Origin of the sequence: Flavobacterium sp., assembly GCF_046317795.1 — a bacterium.
Lineage (GTDB): Bacteria > Bacteroidota > Bacteroidia > Flavobacteriales > Flavobacteriaceae > Flavobacterium.
Genome location: NZ_JBKCVI010000124.1, coordinates 1 through 2,524, shown reverse-complemented (window position 1 = coordinate 2,524; position 2,524 = coordinate 1). Strand labels below are relative to the sequence as shown.

Here is a 2,524-nt window from a genome sequence, read left to right as displayed (position 1 = left end):
ACATTACATTATTCACGAAATTGAACACGTTTTACATTTTGAACGTGGAATTTTATATACAATTAAAGAGCTAGTAACAAATCCCGGACAAAATGTAAAAAATTATCTTACTGAAAACAGAAATCGACTTGTAAAGCCAATAATTTTCATTATAGTTACTTCATTAATTTATTCAGTATGCAATAGTTTCTTTCACTTTGAAGATACTTATTCAAATAAATTAGATAATAATAATTCTGCTACAAGTGCTATTTTCAAATGGATACAAGGACATTATGGTTATGCCAACATTATAATGGCTATTTTTATTGCGTTATGGTCAAAATTATTTTTCAGAAAATATAAGTTTAACATTTTTGAAATTTTAATTCTTCTTTGTTTTGTTATGGGGATGGGAATGCTATTATTTTCGGTTTTTGGAATTATTCAAAGTCTGACAAATATAAATCTGATAATAATTGCAAGCACCTTTTGTTTTGCTTATACAATTTGGTCAATTGGACAGTTCTATGAAAAAGGTAAAATTGTAAATTATGTTAAGGCTTTTTTTGCATATTTGTTAGGTATGCTGACATTATACATTACAGCAACTCTAATTGGAAAAACAATCGACTTAATAACTAAATATTAAAAAATATGGAAAGTAAAAAAAGAATAAATTGGTTTTTTTTATTCATTGCATTCACACTGGGTTTGACTTTGAATAAACACATTGACTTTAAGAACTTAACCCTAAAAGAACCTTTTTTAGACACTTTATATATTATTGTGTTTATAATATCAATTTATTTAATCATTAAAGACTTGAAAAAAAAACACTGACAAATAAAAAACTGCCACTAACAGCCGTTTGCAAAAATGGCGGGTTTTGGGCTTAATTTAAAGTTGGTTTTGTACTTGCAAAGTCAGTGTTTAAACGAAAGTTTATGCTTCCTTAATCCCCCCCGCTACCTCACGAATCCTTTTATGTGGTTTTTTGAATTCATAAGTTATTCCGCAACGATACTGTAATGGCTACACCTATTTAAACTCTTCATATTTATTAATATCCTTATCAACACTCCACTCAAAGGGACTCGAGGGAGCGGGACGTTTACTATCATGCAAGTACGAAAAGTACTCAACAAATAAAAGCCCGTTTGATGATTTGTAATAAAAGAATTAATTATATATTTGGAGTATATACGCTACTGAGTAGAGACAATATATCGAAATATGGGTGTTTAGTAGCTACTTTGTAGCGAGTATAAACAAGTCGGTGGAAATGCCAAAAAAAATATCTCGGTAATTAGAAATTTATTAATTTTTATTGAAAATAATTGAATTATAATGTTGTACTTTAGAACAACTTTAATAATTTTGTATTGTGGAAAGTGAAAAGAAAATAAGAATTGTAACATTTTACAAAGATTACTTTGTAGAATTTTTTGTAAAACAACGTGAAAAGGTTCAAGATAAGATAACCTGGACTTTGTAATTAATTGAATATTTAGAAAAAATTCCAGAAACTTATCTAAAACATCATGAAAATACTGATGGATTATATGAAATAAGAGTAAAACAAGGAAGTGATATTTTTAGAATATTCTGTTTTTTTGACAAAGGAAAATTGATTGTTCTTGCGAACGGATTTCAGAAGAAAGAACAGAAAACACCAAAAAAGGAAATCGAAAAAGCATTAAAAATAAAAAAGGAATATGAAAACGAGAACAAATAATTTAAAAACTCTTGCTGAATTCAAGAACGAATTTTATGGCAAACCAGGAACTGAAAAACGTGATAAATTAGAAAAGGGTTACGAACAGTTTAAACTTGGCGCATTAATTCATGAAGCTAGAATAGAAAAAGGTTTAACACAAGAAGAACTTGCTCGTAAAAGCGGAACTACAAAATCTTATATTTCAAGAATTGAAAACAACGTAAAAGAAGTTAGATTTTCAACTTTACAAAAGATTGTAGAATTAGGATTGGGCGGAAAATTAGAACTTGCAATAAAGTTGTAAATAAAAGGCACTATCCACCAACAGCAATTCTTATGTAAAGCACCATAAATTTATTAACAACTTTTGAGAGGGTTATATGTCTTTTTTCTCGAGTTAATTTATCCGCAATATGGCTTGTTGGCATAGTGGGCAACTAACTATCCTATTGCTAGGATATGTCTAAAATGTCTTGTATAGGATTGCGCATAACAAATAAACAAAATACAATAAAAAATTATCCCAAAACCACTACCCTCATAAACCTCCCGTGATGCGAAATGGAAGCAGGAAATACAATAGCATTTTTGGTATTGAGCCAATTTGGAATTCCATTGGCTTTTTGAATATTATTTTGATTTTCTAAGTGTTGAATTGCTGCAAAATTCTTTTTTGTAGTAAGCGCAATAGTGTACACATAATCGGGAGTGATTTCAGTTTGAGTGTAAAAAATGTTGTCTCCAAAAACTACGCGGTCAGCTTCACATTCAAACTGAATTGGATTAAAAACACGTTGTCCACTCGCACGGTTGTAGATTTTATAG

General features: G+C 29.3%; 3 protein-coding genes and 1 pseudogene. 3 read left to right on the top strand and 1 reads right to left on the bottom strand.

What is annotated here, in order from left to right:
- The 3 genes from ACK5ON_RS07415 to ACK5ON_RS07405 form a co-directional block, all read left to right on the top strand.
- Window positions 1-631, top strand: a 631-nt coding sequence (locus ACK5ON_RS07415) for a DUF3667 domain-containing protein (protein WP_409821298.1), incomplete at its 5' end; no start/stop codon positions are given.
- An 849-nt stretch (window positions 632-1,480) separates the two neighbouring features.
- On the top strand, window positions 1,481-1,717 hold the full coding sequence (locus ACK5ON_RS07410; protein ID WP_409821300.1) for a type II toxin-antitoxin system RelE/ParE family toxin: 237 nt from the start codon (window positions 1,481-1,483) through the stop codon (window positions 1,715-1,717).
- Window positions 1,698-2,003: a helix-turn-helix domain-containing protein gene (locus ACK5ON_RS07405; RefSeq protein ID WP_409821296.1), complete on the top strand. Its 306-nt coding sequence runs from the start codon at window positions 1,698-1,700 to the stop codon at window positions 2,001-2,003. The genes ACK5ON_RS07410 and ACK5ON_RS07405 overlap by 20 nt, the downstream gene beginning before the upstream one ends.
- Window positions 2,004-2,217: 214 nt before the next feature.
- Here ACK5ON_RS07405 and ACK5ON_RS07400 read toward each other — a convergent pair.
- Window positions 2,218-2,524: pseudogene (locus ACK5ON_RS07400) on the bottom strand (phosphopantetheinyl transferase); the annotation flags it as partial.

Excerpts from the sequence above, each read along its gene's own strand:
- ACK5ON_RS07405 (WP_409821296.1), top strand. The coding sequence starts at position 1,698 with ATGAAAACGAGAACAAATAATTTAAAAACTCTTGCTGAATTCAAGAAC.